Source organism: Glutamicibacter sp. V16R2B1 (assembly GCF_005774635.1).
Lineage (GTDB): Bacteria > Actinomycetota > Actinomycetes > Actinomycetales > Micrococcaceae > Glutamicibacter > Glutamicibacter creatinolyticus.
Window position 1 is genome coordinate 63,384 of record NZ_VATX01000001.1, and the last position, 17,091, is coordinate 80,474.

A 17,091-nucleotide genomic window follows, 5' to 3' on the forward strand; every position below is an offset into this window, starting at 1 on the left:
CCGAATACTCTAGCTGTCGGCTGCTTTAGGTGGGGTGGCCGCTGGCGGGTCCTGCCCAGGGCCCGGCCCGGTCCTCGACCGCCGACGTCGACTGCGGCGTTTGGTGGCATCCGGTGGCGGGCCGTCTGGCTTTGGCGGGTTCGTCTGGCCCGGGGCCGGTTTTTGTTCCGGTGGCTTTTGCCGGGCTGCTTGCTGCCCTGGTTTGGAAGGGTCTTCCCAGCTGGCGAACCAGTACCGGTTACGCCGCGGGGTCTGGGAAGGATCCAGATGCTTGGGCAACACCACATGCGGCAACCCGTTCACATCAACGATCTTGAATTTCCCGGCATGATAGTCATCATGCTCCCTGGGACATAAGAGGCCACCTTCACCCACACTGGTGCCACATCCTCCGGCCCAGCCCCCGTTCTTCCAATGGTGGGCCTCGCACATTTCTGGAGGGTAGGTGCACCCGGGCATGATGCACCCCCGGTCCCTGGCCTGCAACCCGGTACACATCGGCACGTTGAAGTCCCGGCGGGCCCGGCCCACATCCAAGACCTGGCTATCCCCGCCCAGCACGACCGGGATGATCCGTGCCCGGCTCAACGCCTGACGCAGCTGGCCGGCGTCGAGCTCCACCCCGTGGGCGGTGACCCCGCGGCTGGTGATGCCATGACCTTCGGCCAGGTCCATCAGGTCCTGCAACTGCATGTACACCACGACCTGCGGGGTGATGGTCTTCAACGCCCCGGCCCCGGTGACCCGGGCCCGCATCAAATCCAGTAGGGCCTGCAGCCTGCGCCGCGGCACCGCAGCCTCCACCCCCTCAACACGATCCGGGCCAGGACCCTCAGCGCTGTCTTGCTGAGCCGCGCCTGTCCCGGTCGGGTCTGGGTCGGCTTCGTCCTGCTCGGCCAGGGGCTGGGTGAATCCCTGCGGGGCCGGGGTGCTGGCAGGACACGCCGTCCCACGACCAGCACCGGCACCCGGCCGATCGGCTGCGGCCCCTGCTCGCTCCGGCCCTGTCATAGGTGGCTGATCGGCAGCTGTGCCGGGGGCCAACCCACTGTCGTGCGGTGACACAGTCCCGGAACCGGCAGCCCCTGACCCGACGTCTGAATCGACAGCCGGGACGGCTTCAGCAGCATTCCCTGATTCCGTGTCGGCAACCCCTGGTTCCGTGTCGGGGTCGATCGCCCAGGGTGGTGGCGGCTGATCCGTGACCAGCCATGCCGGAACCTGCCCACTCTCTTCACCAGCACAGCCCTGGTCCCCACCACGGCCAGGACCGGTTGTTTCCCCAGAGAGGGTGCTGTCCTGGGGGCTGGCCTGGGTGTTGTCCTGGGGGCTGGCCTGGGTGTTGTCCTGGGGGCCGGGCCTGCCGGACCGGGACAGGCTCCGGGCCGCGGCCCCGGCCTGGGTACGTGGATTATCGGCCTGCGCGATCGCTGAACGCAGCAACTCCGCATCCACCCCCTCCACCCGGATCAAATACTGATCCACCCCCAACACGGTCGCCCGACGGAAAATCCCGACCTCCGGTTTAGCCACCGACTCGTTCGCCTTCCGATACCCGGTACACAACCCCGTCAACCGCTTCGCCGCGGTCACCGGGTCATGCTCCACCAGGATCTCGGTGGCGTGCTCCTCCAACAACCGCCCATCCCCGGCCCTGGCTGCGACTCCTGGCAGCACCCCGGATAGTTCCTGCCCCACCGTGGATGGTTCCAACGCCTCCAACCGGCGGGCCGCATCCCGCACCGGGCGCGGGTCCCGACCCGGATCCTTGAACAAACCAGCCAGCCGCTCAAACCGTGGGCCAGCGCCTTGCCCGGCACTGTTGCGTCGGGCCTGGACCCGGTGGGTGTCCTCCACCCGGGTGCGGGCCTCGAAATAGTTGATCCCGACCCAGGACTCCAGCAACGCGGTGGTGTCCTTGTACACCGGCCGCCCGGTCGCGTACAACACCGGGCCCTGGGTGCCGGCCGGGTCCTGCCGCAACCGGTCATACTCGCCCACTTCCAACCGGTGGGCCCCGGTGGCTTCCAACGCGGCGATCGCGGCCAGTTGAGCGCGGATCACCGCCCGGTAGTGCTCTTCCACCCAGCTGGCCCCACCCAACGCGACAGGTGCCCGGTGGGTGGCCCCCACCAGCCCGGCCAGGTCGGTGAACAGGCCGGTACACAGTTCCTGGATTTCACGCAGCACCGTGCCCTCTAGTGCCGCACCGTTGTGCCGCACCCGGTGGCGTACCACCTCAAGGGCCGTGGCCAGGGAAACCTGATTCATGCCACCTACCATCACCCACCAAACTTGGGCACCCCACCCAGGCCCGGCGGGATGGGGATAACCCACGAACCCCAAAATTCTTTCGGGGACCACCGGCGGGAAACACCCACCGGGAAACACCGGCCGGAAACACCAGTGGGCCAGCCACCACCGGTGGCTGGCCCACCACACCCCACCCCGGGACCCGCCCTGCGGGCCAAACCCGGATCGAGTGCGGGAATGCGGTTAGAGCGCGGCAAGTCCTTCGGCGATGGCCTTGCGGATGCGCTTTTCGCTGACCGAGTAGGCGGTGCCCAGTTCCTGGGCGAACAGCGAAATGCGCATTTCCTCCAGCATCCACTTCACCTGGCGCAGGGTGTGGGGGACCGCAGCACCGGCGGGGACCTTTTCCAGGGCCGCGTCGTACTCGTCCTCCAGTTTCTGGATCACCGTGATCGCCTGGGCGTCGCGCTGCACGGCGCCGGAGGTGAGCTTCTCCAGCCGGCGTTCGATGCCCTGCAGGTAGCGCGGCAGGCGCAGCAGGTTCATCGCCCCGGTCACCGCGATGAAGCCGGGGTAGATCAGCTGCTCCAGCTGGGAGCGGATGTCGCTGACGGCCTGGTAGAGCGCCAGTGAGTTGCTGGATTTGAGCTGCTTGGTGATCCGGGTGTAGCTGGTGAAGACCTTGGCGATGACCGCGGTGATCGAAAAGACGGTGTCGATCTGTTCGGCGCGCACACTGTGGAAGAGCGCTTCGAAGGCAGCGGCGTCCATCGGCAGCTGTTCGGGGACGAGCTTGTCCACGGCGGCCATGGTGCAGTCGGCGATCAGTTCCTCGATGGAGCCGTGCGGGCTTTGGGTGAACACCAGTTTCTCGGTGTTGTTCAGGTGCCCGAGCACGAATTTGGTGGCCGGGGGCAGGCGCAGCATCAGCAGCCGGATGACTCCGCCGCGGTGGGCGGCGTCGCGTTCGGCGGCGGTGCGGAACACGCCCAGGCGCACGGAGCTGCCCTCGTCGGCCAGTCCCGGGTAGGCGGTGATCTGCTGCCCCATCACGGTGGTGCTTACCTGCTGCGGCAGCGCGGTGTGCTCGCCGGGCAGGTTCGGCCAGGTCTTCAGCCCGGCCTGCTCCCAGCCGCCGCCCGCGGCGGACTGCTGGTCGGCCTTGGCCGGGCCCTTGCCCTTCTTCGCGCCGGAGCGCGGGCCGGCGGCCGGGGTGCCGGGCTTGCCCGGGGTCGGGGCCGGGGTGGGGGAGTTGACCTGGGCGGCCAGGGCCTGGCGGTTGGCGGCGGCCAGCCGGTGCTGCAGGGCGGGCAGGTCATCGCCCTGGCCCAGGACCTTGCCGTTGGCGTCCAGCACCTCAAAGCCGAAGCGCAGGTGCTCGGGCAGCGCGGCGAAGTCGAACACGGCCGGATCCACCACGACCCCGCGCAGCCGGCGCAGCACCAGGGCCAGGGAGGTGGCCAGGTCATCGTGTGCCGGATCGAACTCGGCATCCAGCCTTTCCAGCGCCTGGCCGGCGACGTCGGGGGCGGGCACGAAGTTCTTGCGCACGTTCTTGGGCATGGAGCGGATCAGCGCGGTGATCAGCTCGTGGCGCAGCCCCGGGATCAGCCACTGGAAGCGGGCCGGGTCCAGCTGGTTCAGGAACACCACCGGCACCTGCAGGCTCACCCCGTCGCCCTCGCCGGCCCGGGCGGCCGGGTTGTACTCGTACTTCAGCGGCAGCTCGATGGATCCGTGGCGCCAGGTGGTGGGGAAGGCGGCGTCATCCAGCTGCTCGGCGTCGGCCTCGATCAGCGCCTCGGGATCGAAGTCCAGCAGTGTCGGGTCGGTGGTGCGGGCCTTCTTCCACCAGCGGTCGAAGTGGCGCTCGGAGACGACCGAGGCGGGGATGCGCGCGTCGTAGAAGTCGAACAGGTCCTCGTCCGAGACCCGCAGGTCGCGCCGGCGCAGGCGGGTTTCCAGTTCGTCGATCTCCTGGAGCACCTGGCGGTTGCGGGCGAAGAACTTGTGGTGGGTGCGCCAGTCGCCCTCCACCAGGGCGTGGCGGATGAACAGGTCCCGGGCCAGCTCGGCGTCCACCCGCCAGTATTGGATGCGGCGCTGGGCGATGACCGGCAGCCCGAACAGGGTGACCTTCTCATAGCCGAGCACCGCGCCGTTGCGCTTGGACCAGTGCGGTTCGGAGTAGCTGTGCTTGAGCAGGTGCGGGGCGACCTGCTCCACCCATTCGGGGTTGATCGCCGCGTTGACCCGGGCCCAGAGCCGGGAGGTTTCCACCAGCTCGGCGGCCATCACCCAGCTGGGGGACTTCTTGAACAGCCCGGAGCCGGGGAAGATCGCAAAACGGGTGCCGCGCGCCCCGGTGTAGTCGCGCTTGCGTTCGTCGTACATCCCGATGTGGGAGAGCAGCCCGGCCAGCAGGCTCATGTGCACGGTGTTCTCGTTGGCGGCCGGGTTGATCGGTTCGGCGGCCACGCTGATCCCCAGCGGCTTGGCCAGCTGGCGTAGCTGGGTGAACAGGTCCTGCCATTCGCGCACCCGCAGGTAGTTGATGTGCTCGGCCTTGCACAGCCGGCGGAACGCGGAGGAGGAGAGCTCCTTCTGCTTTTCCTGCAGGTAGGCCCACAGGTTCAGCAGGGCGATGAAGTCGGACTTCTCGTCGGTGAAGCGCCGGTGCAGTTCCGCGGCGCGTTCGCGCTGCCCGGTTTCCTGGCTGGGCCGTTCGCGCGGGTCCTGGATGCTCAGCGCCGCGGTGAGCACCATCAGCTCCTTGGCGACCCCGCGCCGGGCCCCCTCCACGATCATCCGCCCCAGGCGCACATCCAGCGGCAGCTGGGCCAGCTGGCGCCCGACGTCGGTGACCTGGGCGGCCTTGTCGCTGGACAGGGCGCCCAGTTCGCGCAGCAGGTTCACCCCGTCGGTGATGGCACGCATTTCCGGGGGCTGGACGAACGGGAAGCTGGCCACCTGGCCGGCGGAGTCCACCACGCCCAGGGAGATCATCTGCAGGATCACGCTGGCCAGGTTGGTGCGCCGGATCTCCGGGTCGGTGAATTCGGGGCGTGCCTCGTAGTCCTGCTGGGAGTAGAGCCGGATGGCGATGCCCTCCGAGACGCGCCCGCAGCGCCCCGAGCGCTGGTTCGCGCTGGCCTGGGAGACCCGTTCGATGGGCAGGCGCTGGACCTTGGTGCGGTGCGAGTAGCGGGAGATGCGCGCGGTGCCGGTGTCGATCACGTACTTGATGCCCGGCACGGTCAGCGAGGTTTCGGCCACGTTCGTGGCCAGGATGAGGCGCGGGGCCGGGCCGGGGTGGAAGACCTTGTGCTGCTCGGCCAGGGACAGGCGGGCGAACAGCGGCAGGATCTCATAGCGCGGCAGGCGCCGGTTGCCGGCCACCAGGGTGCGCAGCGCGTCGGCGGCGTCGCGGATTTCGCGTTCGCCGGAGAAGAAGATCAGGATGTCCCCGGGTTCCTCCCGGGACAGTTCGCGCACCGCCTCGGTGACCGCGTCCAGCGGGTCGCGGTCATCTTCCAGCGAGTCGCCGTTGGCGTCCTCCTCCGCCTCGTCCCCGAGCGGCTCGTCCAGCGGCCGGTAGCGGATCTCCACGGGGTAGGTGCGTCCGGAGACCTCCAGGATCGGGGCCGGTTCGGTCTGCCCGTCGGGCAGGGTGCGCCCAAAGTGGGCGGCGAAGCGTTCGGGGTCGATGGTCGCCGAGGTGATGATGATCTTCAGATCCGGACGCCGGGGCATGATCTGCTTCAGGTACCCGAGCAGGAAGTCGATGTTCAGGCTGCGTTCGTGCGCCTCGTCGATGATGATCGCCGAGTATTTCTTCAGCAGCTTGTCGCGCTGGATCTCGGCCAGCAGGATGCCGTCGGTCATCACCTTCAGCTGGGTGCGCCGGGACACCTCGCCGGTGAAGCGCACGTGGAAGCCGACCTCGTCGCCGATCTTGGTGCCCAGCTCCTCGGCGATGCGTTCGGCCACGGTGCGTGCTGCCAGGCGGCGGGGCTGGGTGTGCCCGATCATCCCGCGTTCGGCCAGGCCCAGCTCCAGCAGCATCTTGGGCAGCTGGGTGGTTTTTCCCGAACCGGTTTCGCCGGCGATGATCACGACCTGGTTGTTGCGCACCGCGTCGAGGATGTCCTCGCGGCGGGCCGAGACGGGCAGTGCGTCGGGATATGAGATCTGTAGCGCCATGGTACTGCCAATTCTAGGGTGGCGGCCCGGTAAACCGCGAAGCCGCCGGTTTTGCGGGCTGCGCCTGCGGGATCGGTGCCGGGACCGGACCTGCGCGGTGTTGCGCCAAATCACAGTGCGGCAAAGTCAAGTATGCATTTCGTCCACGGGTGCCCCGTCCGCGCCCGGGGCGGATGTACGCATCGGCCAGCGGGAGCGGGAATGGACGGAAAAGTTCGACGAAATCCGGTGCATCGAATAAAAAGTGTCTACGACAGGCGTAAAGCCGTGGGCAAAGTGAGTTCTTTCACATGTAAGATCATGGGTAATCGTCATCACGTGGCAAGGACGCCGGCGGTAGCGGTCCCGGACCCCGGCGCCACCCGTGCCAGCTCGTGGTGGGGAGCACTCACTCGCATAGGGGACTTCGAAAGGAAGACGATGAAACGCTTCACGGCCATGAAATTCGCCGCGCTGGCGGCAACCGGTGCGCTCGCGCTGACCGCCTGCGGCAGCAATGGGGGAGGCAGCGGCGACGCGCCCGCCGAGGGCGAAACCGTCAAGATCGGCATCTCGCAGATTACCTCGCACCCGTCCCTGGACGCGGTGGTCAGCGGCTTCAAGAAGGGCATGGCCGACGCCGGCTACGAGGGCGATAAGGTCCAGTACGACGACAACAACGCGCAGGGCGACCAGGCCACCAACACCTCGATCGTGGGCAAGTTCGCCTCGGATTCGGACATGGACCTGGTGCTGGCCGTAGCCACCCCGACCGCGCAGGCCGCCGCCCAGGCGGTCACCAACATCCCGGTGGTCTTCTCCGCGGTCACCGACCCGGTGGATGCCAAGCTGGTGCAGTCCAATGAGGAACCGGGCGCGAACGTGACCGGCACCTCGGACAAGAACCCGGTCGACGAGCAGCTGGCGCTGCTGAAGGAACTGGCCCCGGACGCCAAGACCGTGGGCATCGTCTACTCCTCGGGTGAGGCGAACTCCGTGGTCCAGGTGAAGTGGGCGAAGGAAGCGGCGCAGAAGCTGGGCCTGGAGATCAAGGAGTCGGCGATCTCCGCCTCCAGCGAGGTGCAGCAGTCGGCGAACTCGCTGGACGTTGACGCCTTCTACGTGCCGACCGACAACGCGGTGGTTTCCGCGCTGGAGGGCCTGCTGCAGACCGCGAACAACAAGAAGGTCCCGGTCATCGCCGCAGACGGCGAATCGGTCAAGCGCGGCGCGACCGCCACCTACGGCATCAACTACGAGAAGCTGGGCGAGCAGACCGCGGCCATGGCCGTGAAGCTGCTCAAGGGTGAGGCCGAGGCCAAGACCCTGCCGGTGGAAACCCTGCAGGACGTGGACCTCTACCTGAACGAAGAGGCGGCGAAGAAGATCGACATGCAGTTCCCGCAGGAACTGGTCGACAAGGCCGCTGAAGTCTACTAAACCGGCAACCAACCAGGGCGAAGGCGAGGCGAGGGCAGGTGTTGCCTCGCCTTCGTCATGGGCACCAACTTCTCATAACTCAAGGATCCAAAAATGATCACAGCGGTTGAACTTGGCCTGATATATGCCGTGATGGCACTCGGGGTCTACCTCACCTTCCGCATCCTGGATTTCCCGGACCTGACGGTCGACGGGTCATTCACCACCGGGGCCGCGACGGCCTCGATCGGCATCGTCAACGGGATGAACCCGCTGCTGGCCACCGCGCTGGCGTTCCTGGCCGGGGCCGTGGCCGGGGTCATCACCGGCCTGCTGCACACCAAGGGCAAGATCGACGGGCTGCTGGCCGGTATCCTCACGATGATCGCCCTGTATTCGATCAACCTGCGCATCATGGGCAAGGCGAATGTGCCGCTGCTGGGGCAGGACACCCTGATCAGCCCGCTGCGCCAGGCCGGGATCCTGGGCACCTGGACCTCGGTGGCGCTGATGTTCGCCGGCTGCCTGGTCGCGGTCGCGATCGTGGTGTGGTTCCTGCACACCCAGATGGGCATGGCGATGCGCGCCACGGGTGACAACGAGGAAATGATCCGCTCCTTCGGGGTGAGCACCGACAACCAGAAGATCCTGGGCCTGGCGCTCTCCAACGGCATGGTCGGGCTCTCCGGTGCACTGATCGCCCAGTTCCAGGGCTTCGCCGACATCGGCATGGGCATCGGGTTGATCCTGATCGGCCTGGCCTCGGTGATCGTGGGCCAGGCGATCTTCTCCCAGCGCTGGATCTGGCTGGCGGCGCTGGCCGTCGTCTTCGGCGCGGTGATCTACCGCCTGGTGATCCAGCTGGCGCTCAGCGCCGGCATGGAGGTCAACGACATGAAGCTGATCTCCGCGGTGCTGGTGGTGGCCGCGCTGCTGCTGCCCAAGTGGAAGGGCTTCCAGAAGCTGGTCAAGGCCGTCAAGCGCCCCGAACGCGACCAGATGGTCGAATCCTCCAAGGAAGAAGAGGTCAGCGCCAATGCTTGAGATCACCAACCTGTCGCGCACGTTCTTCCCGGGTACCGTGAATGAACGCAAGGCGCTGCGCAACATCAACCTGAGCCTGGACGCCGGGGAGTTCGTGACCGTGATCGGCTCGAACGGCGCCGGCAAGTCCACGGTGCTGAACATGGTCGCCGGCAAGCTGCAGCCCGATGTGGGCACGGTGAGCATCGACGGGAAGAACGTCACCCGGATGGCCGACTTCGCCCGCGCCCGGTACATCGGGCGGGTCTTCCAGGACCCGATGGCCGGCACCGCCCCGACCATGACGATCGAGGAGAACATGTCCCTGGCCTGGGCGCGCGGGAAGTTCCGCGGGCTGGGCCTGGGGGTGACCCCGAAGAAGCGCGAACTGTTCGCCCGTGAGCTGGCGAGCCTGGAACTGGGGCTGGAGCACCGGCTGAAGGCGAAGGTGGGCCTGCTTTCCGGCGGGCAGCGCCAGGCGCTGAGCCTGCTGATGGCCACGTTCTCCGAACCGAAGATCCTGCTGCTCGATGAGCACACCGCGGCGCTGGATCCGCAGCGCGCGGCGCTGGTCTCCCGGCTGACCAACGACATCGTCCAGCGCCACCGGCTGACCACGCTGATGGTCACCCACAACATGGAGCAGGCGCTGCAGCTGGGCACCCGGCTGATCATGATGCACGACGGGCAGATCATCCTGGATTTGAACCAGCAGGAAAAGTCGGCGATGACCGTCAAGGACCTGCTCGGCGAGTTCGAGAAGATCAAGGGCGCCCAGCTCGATGACCGCACTATGCTGCAGTAGCCGGCGCGTGCTGCCCTAGCCGCACCAACCCCGTAGGCCGCGGTCCCACCCTTTCTTGGGCGGGGCCGCGGCCTGTGGTGGTTAAGCCGTGAGGCTAGGCATCCTCGTGCGGGTGGCGTACCACCCGGGCCGGGACCCCGGCCGCCACCGCGTTTTCCGGCACGTCGGCGGTGAGCACGGCCCCGGCGGCGATGACCGCGTTCTGCCCGATGCTCACCCTGCAGGTCCATGGGGGCAACCCTTCCGGTGCTGGTGCGGTGCCAGCTGGTATCCGGCCGGGGCTGTGCTGCCTTCGAATCTAGGGGCAGCATCGATCCAAAAGGCAGCGTCGATTCTCGGGTTAGCCTGCCGCCATTGGATGCTTCAGCCCGCGGCTGGGTGCGAAACCGGGGGCGGGAAGAAAAAACAAGACCCGCACCAGAACTGGTGCGGGTCTTGCCGTTGGTGCCCTCGAAAGGAATCGAACCTTCGGCCTTCTGTTCCGGAGACAGACGCTCTATCCACTGAGCTACGAGGGCGAATCGCGTTGGCGACAGGGTTGAGCTTATCAGGTTGGGGCACCGGTTGCGCAAATCGACACCCGCGGTGATCAACCGAACAGCCCCGGCACCGGTCTTCCGGTGTCCGGGCATGTCACGAGCGGGCGCCAAGCGTGGCCGAACCGTTATTGTTTAAGGGTGACTCCAGAAGAACTCTCCGCTGCCATATCCGCATGCCTGACCCAGGCCGTCGCCGATGGGGACATTTCGGTCGATATCCCCGACACCGTGCGTGTTGACCGACCCAAGAGCCGCGAGCACGGCGACTGGGCGACGAACATTGCCCTGCAGCTGGGCAAGAAGGCCGGCATGGCCCCGCGTGACTTCGCCACCATCCTGGCCGAGCGGCTGCGCCAGGTTCCCGGGATCGGGGCGGTGGACATCGCGGGCCCCGGCTTCTTGAACATCACCCTGGATGCGGCCGCCGCCGGGGAGCTGGCCCGCTCCATCGTGCAGGCGGGCGAAGCCTACGGGCAGAACCAGGCGCTGACCGGGCACGTGGTCAACATGGAGTTCGTCTCGGCGAACCCCACCGGCCCGCTGCACATCGGGCACACCCGCTGGGCGGCGCTGGGCGATGCGATCGCCCGCGTGCTGCGCGCCTCGGGGGCGCAGGTGACCAGCGAGTACTACATCAACGACGCCGGCAACCAGATGAACGTGTTCGCCACCAGCGTCTACAACCGGATGCACGGCCTGCCGGTGCCCGAGGGCGGCTACCCGGGGCAATACATCAAGGAGCTGGCCGACGTCGTGCTGGCCCAGGCCCCGGAACTGGCCGAGGCCGAACTGGGTGCGGCGCTGCCGCAGATCCGCGAACTGGCCTACGCCGCGCAGATGGCCGACATCAAGTCCACCCTGCAGGACTTCGGGGTCAGCTTCGACGTGTTCTTCTCCGAGGCGAAGCTGCATGAGGCCGGGGCGGTGGCCGACGCGGTGGCCCGGCTGCGCGAACAGGGGCACATCTTCGACCAGGACGGTGCGGTGTGGCTGCGCACCACCGACTTCGGGGACGACAAGGACCGCGTGCTGATCCGCGCGAACGGGGAGCCGACCTACTTCGCGGCCGACGCCGCCTACTACCTGTCCAAGAAGGACCGCGGGTTCATCGAGAAGATCTACCTGCTGGGCGCCGACCACCACGGGTACGTGAACCGCCTGAAGGCCATCGCCGCCTGCGCGGGCGACGACAAGGAGAAGAACATTGAGGTGCTGATCGGGCAGCTGATCAGCGTCAACGGGGCGAAGCTGTCCAAGCGCGCCGGGAACATCATCGAGCTGCGCGACCTGATCAACTGGCTGGGCGCCGACGCGCTGCGCTACTCGCTGGCCCGCTACCCGGCCGATTCGCCGATCGCGCTGGACCCGGAGCAGCTGAAGAAGAACACGAACGACAACCCGGTGTTCTACGTGCAGTACGCCCACGCCCGCTCCCGCGCCGCGGCGCGCACCGCCGCGGAAAAGGGCGTGGAGCGCACCGCGCAGGGCTTTGACGCCTCCCTGCTGACCCACCGAAGCGAAAACGAGCTGCTGGCGCTGCTGGGGCAGTTCCCCTCCGTGGTCGCCTCCGCCGCGCAGCTGCGCGAACCGCACCGCATCGCCCGCTACCTGGAGCAGGTGGCCGGGGCCTACCACTCCTGGTACGGCGCCTGCCGCGTCACCCCGATCGGCGACGGCGCGATCGAGCCGGTGCACACCACCCGCGTGTGGCTGAACGATGCGACCACCACGGTGCTGGCCAACGGCCTGCGCCTGCTGGGCGTGACCGCCCCCGAAAGGATGTAGCAATGAGCCAATCCCCACTGGCCCCCGAATGGCTGGGCTACCCCCAGGACGTCAACCAGCTGCGTGAGCGCGAATGGCCGCACGGGGTGGGCCGCGACTCGGACGGCGAGCTGACCGTGCAGGGGGTGAAGGTCACCGAGCTGGCCCGCGAGTTCGGCACCCCGCTGTTCGTGCTGGACGAGGAGGACTTCCGCGCCCGTGCGGCCGAGTTCAAGCGCGCCTTTGACAACGCGTTTGACCGGCTGTGCGGCGGGGTGGACGTCTACTACGCCGGCAAGGCGTTCCTGTGCACCGAGGTGGCCCGCTGGGTGACCGAGGAGGGCCTGCGCCTGGACACCTGCTCCGGCGGGGAACTGCTGGTCGCCCAGCACGCCGGGGTGCCGGCGCAGAACCTGTCGCTGCACGGGAACAACAAGTCGGTGGGGGAGATCGCCCGGGCCATCGAACTGGGCGTGGGGCGCATCGTGGTGGATTCGCTCGACGAGCTGGAGCGGGTGGCCGCGCTGGCGCTGAACTCGGGCACCAGGGCCAACGTGATGCTGCGCCTGACCCCCGGGGTGCACGCCTCCACCCACGAATACATTGCCACCGCCCACGAGGACCAGAAGTTCGGCCTGTCGATCCAGCCCGGCGCCTCGGGCACCTCCGCGGCGCTGACCGCGATCGGGTACGCGGCCAAGCACGAGTGGATCAACCTGCTGGGCCTGCACGCCCACATCGGGTCGCAGATCTTCGAGGCCGAGGGCTTCGCGGTGGCCGCGCGCACGATGCTGGCGGTGATCGCCGAGGCGAAGGCGCGCTACGACGTGGTGCTGCCGGAACTGGATTTGGGCGGCGGCTACGGGATCGCCTACACCCAGGCCGATGACCCCTCCACCCCGCAGCAGATCGCCGATGAGCTGGCCGTGGTGGTCGGCCAGGCGGCGGAGGAACTGGGGCTCCAGGTGCCGCGGATCTCCATCGAGCCGGGCCGGGCGATCGCCGGGCCCTCGACCTTCACGCTGTACGAGACCGGGGTGCGCAAGGACGTGAGCGTGGACCTGCCCGAGGGCGGCACCGCCACCCGGCGCTACATCTCGGTCAACGGGGGGATGAGCGACAACGCCCGCCCGGTGCTCTACGACGCGGACTACACCGCGGCGCTGGCCAACCGTGTGACGCAAAGCGACGCAATTATTTCTCGCGTAGTTGGGAAACACTGCGAGTCAGGTGACATAGTCGTACGAGACGTCTACCTGCCCGAGGATGTGTCCTACGGTGATCTGCTGGCCGTGCCGGCCACCGGGGCGTACTGCTGGGCGCTGTCGAGCAACTACAACTACCTCACCCGCCCGGCCGTGGTGGCGATCAAGGACGGCACGCCGCGCCTGATCATCCGCAGGGAGACCGAATCCGATTTGTTGGCCCGTGACATGGGAGTGTAATTGAGCGCTAAGGACAGCCCGAGCGACAAGCCCAGCCCGAACGCTGCACACAGCGGCGCCGGCCCCCGGCGCCTGAAGGTCGCCCTGCTGGGGTGCGGCACCGTCGGCGCCCAGGTGGCGCGGATTCTGCTTCAGGACGCGGCCGAGCTGGCCGCACGCAGCGGTGCGCAGCTGGAACTGATCGGCATCGCGGTGCGCAACACCGCGACCCGGCGCGACGTGCAGCTGCCGGCCGAGCTGTTCACCACCGACGCGGCTTCGCTGATCGACCAGGCCGATGTGGTCATCGAGCTGCTGGGCGGGCTGGACCCGGCCGGGACCTACATCCAGCGGGCGCTGCGCCGCGGGGCGTCGGTGATCACCGGGAACAAGGCGCTGATCGCCGCCGAGGGGGCCGGGCTGGGCGCGCTGGCCGCCGAGAACGGCGCGCAGCTGCGCTACGAGGCCGCGGTGGCCGGGGCGATCCCGATCCTGCGCCCGATCGCCGACTCGCTGGCCGGGGACCACATCACCAAGGTGCTGGGCATCGTGAACGGCACCACGAACTTCATCCTGGACGCCATGGATTCCACCGGCGCCGCGTTTGGCGACGTGCTCGCCGAGGCGCAGCAGCTGGGCTACGCGGAGGCGGACCCGACCGCGGACGTGGAGGGGCACGATGCGGCGGCCAAGGCCGCGATCCTGGCCTCCCTGGCCTTCCACACCGAGGTGGCCATGGACCAGGTGCACTGCCAGGGCATCACCCAGATCACCGCGCAGGACGTGGCCGACGCGAAGGCCTCGGGCTACGTGATCAAGTTGCTGGCGATTGCCGAACGCACCGCAGCGGGCATCTCCGCCCGCGTGCATCCGGCCCTGCTGGAGCGCAGCCACCCGCTGGCCAGCGTGCGCGGGGCGTTCAACGCGGTGTTCGTCGAGGCCGAGAACGCCGGGGACCTGATGTTCTACGGCGCCGGGGCCGGGGGAGCGCCCACCGCCAGCGCCGTCATGGGCGACGTGGTCTCCGTGGCCCGGCGCCTGGCCGCCGGCGGGCCGCTGCCGCTGAGCTCGCACACCAGCCCCGCCACGCTGGTGGACTTCGCGCACATCGACACCCGCTACTGGATTGGCCTGTCGGTCAGCGACCAGCCCGGGATGCTGGCCAGGATCGCCACCGTGTTCGCCGAGCACGGGGTCTCGATCGAGGCGATGAACCAGTCCGCCGCCGACGACGGCAGCGCGCACCTGCGCATCCTCACCCACCGGGGCGCCGAGGCGGCGCTGAGCTCCACCGTCCAGGCCCTGGGGGCGCTGGACACCGTGGCATCCGTAACATCCGTTTTGAGAGTTGAAGGAAACTAACGTGGCCCATCAGTGGCGCGGAGTGATCCGCGAATACGCCGACCGCCTGCCGGTGACCGAAGCGACCCGGGTGATCACCCTGGGCGAGGGCGGCACCCCGCTGGTGCACGCCCCGGCCCTGAGCGAGCACACCGGCAACCAGGTGTACCTGAAGGTGGAGGGGATGAACCCCACCGGCTCCTTCAAGGACCGCGGGATGACCATGGCGATCACCGCCGCCGTTGCCGCCGGGGCGAAGGCCGTGGTGTGCGCCTCCACCGGCAACACCTCGGCCTCCGCCGCCGCCTACGCCACCCAGGCCGGGCTGAAGTGCGCGGTGCTGGTGCCCGACGGGAAGATCGCCATGGGCAAGCTCTCCCAGGCCGTCGCCCACGGGGCGCAGATCCTGCAGGTGAACGGCAACTTCGACAACTGCCTGGACGTGGCCCGCAAGCTGAGCGAAAACTACCCGGTGTTCCTGGTCAATTCGGTGAACCCGGCGCGCATCGAGGGGCAGAAGACCGGCGCCTTTGAGGTCGTGGACTTCCTGGGCGACGCCCCGGACTACCACCTGCTGCCGGTGGGCAACGCCGGAAACATCACCGCGTACTGGAAGGGCTACACCGAATACGCGGCCGAGTACACCAACCCGGCCGGTCAGGTGCTGCCGGCGGTGGCCACCAAGCGCCCAATCATGTGGGGCTTCCAGGCCGAGGGCGCGGCACCGATCGTCAAGGGCCACCCGGTGACCGAACCGGACACCATCGCCACCGCGATCCGCATCGGCAACCCCGCCTCCTGGCAGCAGGCCGAGGCGGCCCGCGACGAATCCGGCGGGCTGATCGACTCGGTGAGCGATGAACAGATCCTGGCCGCGCACCGCTGGCTCTCCTCCCGGGAGGGCGTGTTCGTCGAACCGGCCTCCGCCGCCGGGGTGGCCGGGCTGCTCAAGCACCACGCGGCCGGCAACGCCCCGACCGGCAAGAGCATCGTGATCACGGTGACCGGGCACGGGCTGAAGGACCCGGACTGGGCACTGAAGAACCAGGACGGCTCCGGCGTGGCCCCCACCAAGGTCGGCTACGACGTGGTCGAGGTCGCCGCGACCCTGGGCCTGGCCTAGCCCGGCACGCCGCCCGCGGGCACCGCGCCCCGCGCCAACCCCTGCGGGCACCACCCGCACCCACCCATCTGCAGTCCCGCAGGCCGTCGGCCCCCCGGCGGCCTGTGGTGCTCATTGACCTGGCAGGACACATGACAGCACCGATCGCCCTGGGCCAGCACCTGCGCGTGGCCCCACCGGCCACCTCCGCGAACCTCGGCCCCGGCTTCGACTCCTTTGGCCTGGCCCTGGAGTTCCGTGACGAACTGCGGGTGCGCACCGCCAAGCACACCCGGGTCACCCTGGCCGGGGAGGGCGCCGGGCAGCTGCCGCGCGACGAATCCCACCTGATCGTGCGCAAGATCCGCGAATATTGGGAGGCGCGCGGCGCGCAACCGGTGGGAATCGAACTGGAGGCGGTCAACCGGATCCCGCACGCCCGCGGGATGGGGTCCTCCGCCGCGGCGATCGTCGCCGCCTACGCCGCCGCCGACGCCCTGCTGCCGGTCGAGCTGCGCGGGGGCACCGAGGCGGTGTTCCAGGCCGCGGCCGCGTGGGAGGGGCACCCGGACAACGTGGCCCCGGCCGTCTACGGCGGGCTGTCGATCTCGCTGACCAACCCCGAGGGCAGCTTCACCGCGCACCGGGTGCCGGTGCACTGCTCGGTGCGCGCGGTCCTGGCGGTGCCCGACGCCGGGCTGTCCACCGAGGTGGCCCGCGGGGTGCTGCCCCAGGCCGTCCCGCACGCGGTGGCCGCCGCGAACTCGGCGCGCGCCGCCCTGCTGGTGCACGCCCTGGCCACCGACCCGGCCCAGCTGCTGGCCGGCACCGAGGACTTCCTGCACCAGCACTACCGGGCCGAGGCGATGCCCGAAAGCAGCGCGCTGCTGGCCCGGCTGCGCGGGGAGGGGCTCGCCGCGGTGATCTCCGGGGCCGGTCCGACCGTGCTGGTGCTGGTGGCCGACAACACCCAGCTGGGGCAGGCCGCACAGCTGATCGAGGCGTTTAATGCCACATCCACCGGCTCCTGGCGTTGCGAAATTCCCGCCATTGCGTCAACGGGTGTTACAGTAGAGGTGCTGTAGCACTCATAGCAGGCCGGGAGTTTAGACACCTTCACCAAGGGAAGACCCTGTGGCCACCGTGTTGCGGAGGACGCCAGAAGCACGATCTGGCGGTTTTCGCGCAAACATTCCGGTTTCTTTACTGCTGTCTTACGGCAACCGAGTTTGATATCCC

10 protein-coding genes, 1 tRNA gene and 1 pseudogene are annotated in these 17,091 nt (G+C 68.5%); 8 read left to right on the forward strand and 4 right to left on the reverse strand.

Going from position 1 to position 17,091, the window contains the following annotated elements; translation table 11 throughout:
- Positions 1-9 precede the first annotated feature (9 nt).
- Together FDN03_RS00295 and hrpA are read right to left on the reverse strand one after the other, a co-directional pair.
- A complete protein-coding gene (locus tag FDN03_RS00295; RefSeq protein ID WP_138172986.1) occupies positions 10-2,271 on the reverse strand; it encodes an HNH endonuclease signature motif containing protein in 2,262 nt (753 codons plus the stop codon).
- A 225-nt stretch (positions 2,272-2,496) separates the two neighbouring features.
- Positions 2,497-6,456 carry an ATP-dependent RNA helicase HrpA gene (gene hrpA / locus FDN03_RS00300; protein WP_138172988.1) on the reverse strand — a complete coding sequence of 1,320 codons (3,960 nt, stop codon included), beginning with the start codon at positions 6,454-6,456 and terminating at the stop codon, positions 2,497-2,499.
- Between the two features lie 420 nt (positions 6,457-6,876).
- On the opposite strand from hrpA, the gene FDN03_RS00305 reads away from it, so the two are divergent.
- The 3 genes from FDN03_RS00305 to FDN03_RS00315 all read left to right on the forward strand — a co-directional run bounded on the left by FDN03_RS00305 (position 6,877) and on the right by FDN03_RS00315 (position 9,682).
- A complete protein-coding gene (locus tag FDN03_RS00305; RefSeq protein ID WP_138172990.1) occupies positions 6,877-7,875 on the forward strand; it encodes an ABC transporter substrate-binding protein in 999 nt (332 codons plus the stop codon).
- 93 nt (positions 7,876-7,968) lie between these two features.
- Positions 7,969-8,898 (forward strand): ABC transporter permease, encoded by a 930-nt coding sequence (locus tag FDN03_RS00310; protein ID WP_138172992.1) that lies wholly within the window; start codon positions 7,969-7,971, stop codon positions 8,896-8,898.
- A complete protein-coding gene (locus tag FDN03_RS00315; protein WP_138172994.1) occupies positions 8,891-9,682 on the forward strand; it encodes an ABC transporter ATP-binding protein in 792 nt (263 codons plus the stop codon). Before FDN03_RS00310 ends, FDN03_RS00315 begins: the two co-directional genes overlap by 8 nt.
- Positions 9,683-9,776: 94 nt before the next feature.
- Here FDN03_RS00315 and FDN03_RS16680 read toward each other — a convergent pair.
- Both FDN03_RS16680 and FDN03_RS00325 read right to left on the reverse strand, forming a co-directional pair.
- Positions 9,777-9,899: pseudogene (locus FDN03_RS16680) on the reverse strand (sugar O-acetyltransferase); the annotation flags it as partial.
- Between the two features lie 225 nt (positions 9,900-10,124).
- Positions 10,125-10,200 (reverse strand) — tRNA-Arg (locus FDN03_RS00325).
- 159 nt (positions 10,201-10,359) lie between these two features.
- Between FDN03_RS00325 and argS the strand changes: the two genes are divergently transcribed.
- The 5 genes from argS to thrB all read left to right on the forward strand — a co-directional run bounded on the left by argS (position 10,360) and on the right by thrB (position 16,937).
- A complete protein-coding gene (gene argS, locus FDN03_RS00330; protein WP_138172996.1) occupies positions 10,360-12,006 on the forward strand; it encodes an arginine--tRNA ligase in 1,647 nt (548 codons plus the stop codon).
- 2 nt (positions 12,007-12,008) lie between these two features.
- Positions 12,009-13,430, forward strand: coding sequence for a diaminopimelate decarboxylase (lysA, locus tag FDN03_RS00335; protein WP_138172998.1), 1,422 nt, complete (start codon positions 12,009-12,011; stop codon positions 13,428-13,430).
- A 72-nt stretch (positions 13,431-13,502) separates the two neighbouring features.
- Positions 13,503-14,771 (forward strand): homoserine dehydrogenase, encoded by a 1,269-nt coding sequence (locus FDN03_RS00340; protein ID WP_246049866.1) that lies wholly within the window; start codon positions 13,503-13,505, stop codon positions 14,769-14,771.
- A gap of 1 nt (position 14,772) precedes the next feature.
- Complete coding sequence (thrC, locus tag FDN03_RS00345) at positions 14,773-15,873, forward strand: threonine synthase (protein WP_138173002.1); 1,101 nt, start codon at positions 14,773-14,775, stop codon at positions 15,871-15,873.
- Between the two features lie 131 nt (positions 15,874-16,004).
- Positions 16,005-16,937: a homoserine kinase gene (gene thrB / locus FDN03_RS00350; RefSeq protein WP_138173004.1), complete on the forward strand. Its 933-nt coding sequence runs from the start codon at positions 16,005-16,007 to the stop codon at positions 16,935-16,937.
- Positions 16,938-17,091 lie beyond the last annotated feature (154 nt).

Coding starts and splice junctions, on each gene's coding strand:
- FDN03_RS00295 (WP_138172986.1), bottom strand. CDS start 2,271: ATGAATCAGGTTTCCCTGGCCACGGCCCTTGAGGTGGTACGCCACCGG.
- hrpA (WP_138172988.1), bottom strand. CDS start 6,456: ATGGCGCTACAGATCTCATATCCCGACGCACTGCCCGTCTCGGCCCGC.
- FDN03_RS00305 (WP_138172990.1), top strand. CDS start 6,877: ATGAAACGCTTCACGGCCATGAAATTCGCCGCGCTGGCGGCAACCGGT.
- FDN03_RS00310 (WP_138172992.1), top strand. CDS start 7,969: ATGATCACAGCGGTTGAACTTGGCCTGATATATGCCGTGATGGCACTC.
- FDN03_RS00315 (WP_138172994.1), top strand. CDS start 8,891: ATGCTTGAGATCACCAACCTGTCGCGCACGTTCTTCCCGGGTACCGTG.
- lysA (WP_138172998.1), top strand. CDS start 12,009: ATGAGCCAATCCCCACTGGCCCCCGAATGGCTGGGCTACCCCCAGGAC.
- thrB (WP_138173004.1), top strand. CDS start 16,005: ATGACAGCACCGATCGCCCTGGGCCAGCACCTGCGCGTGGCCCCACCG.